This window comes from Mesorhizobium sp. LEGMi-168a (assembly GCF_058312955.1).
In genome coordinates this window covers 1-1,132 of the sequence record NZ_JBZEGV010000133.1, presented here as the reverse complement: position 1 = coordinate 1,132, position 1,132 = coordinate 1, and the positions used below count along the sequence as shown (strand labels likewise).

Annotated in this window: 1 protein-coding gene; it reads right to left on the bottom strand. The window is 61.9% G+C overall.

Going from position 1 to position 1,132, the window contains the following annotated elements:
• Positions 1–1,132: hypothetical protein (locus tag AC4FWB_RS34420; RefSeq protein WP_491030658.1), on the bottom strand; the 1,132-nt coding region annotated here is incomplete at both ends.

Here is a 1,132-nt window from a genome sequence, read left to right as displayed (position 1 = left end):
AAGCGATCAAACGGTCCCGAAGCCTCTGCTGGGCGGCGGGGTCGTGCCGCTCCTTGTCGTAGAGAAAAAGCTGCTCGATGGACTCGATCACCATGTTGATCTCGAGCGGTCTCGGTTTGCGCCCAGCCATCCGTCGCGCGGTTTCCATAGGTTCTCCGACCAGCTGCGGCTTGGTCTCCAGGGCGTCCCAGGTGGTCAATAACGCGAAGAGGAAGCTGGGCGGCGTGCTCCCTCGTGCGACCATTTCTTCGAGCTTTGGCAGGAGGACGCGAGCATTGCGCCAAAGATCTAGACCTTCCCCACGGGAGGCTTCGACGAGATAAGTGTCCAGCATATGTTCCAGCTCGACGCCGCGCTCGTTCGTGCACCAACTTCCGTCGAGGGAGGCGTGGACCACGTCGTGCAGGCGGACGGCCCTGTTGCGATCCGGGGCCGTGAGGCTGTTCCCCTTCAACTTTCGGATGCCCAGCGGCTTGATCGCGAAACTGAGGAAATCCTCGTCACAAACAGGCAAGCCCGACCAAGCGAACACCGACAATTCCCGTGTCAACGATGGTCGCAACCGCTCGAGCAGGACGTCGGTCAATCGCCGGCCGCCGGCTTCCATCTCGCCGATGGCCTCGCAGTCTTCGAGGATGTCGTCCCACGTCGCTCCCTCGTTCACTGCGGCCAGGATGAGGGAAAGCGTCAGCGGATGTCCTTTCACCGTTCCCCAGATCGTGTCGAACACCGCCTGCGGGCACTTAACCGTGGTAAGCCCCAGGAGCGCCCAGGACTGGATTCGATCCAGCGTGGGTAGGTCGAACGTACGCGCGTCGGTCGAGCGTCGGGTCAGCAGGACGTGGGTGCCCTCGCCGCAGATCCTCTCCAAGGCCGTCATGTCCAGATTTGCTGGAGCATCGTCGATCACCAGCAAGCAGCGCAACGTCTGCATCAATCCCACGATGTTGCGGCTTTCGCCTGCGCGCAGCAGTGGGACCGCTTGCAGATCATCCACTCGACGGATTTCGTCGCCGTCCAGCCAGATGCGGACGTCGTATTCGTCCTGATGTTGATGGGCGAAAGCCTGGGCGGTCGCGGTCTTCCCTAGACCGCCCACTCCGCCGATGGCCAAAACGGGTATTTGTTCCAG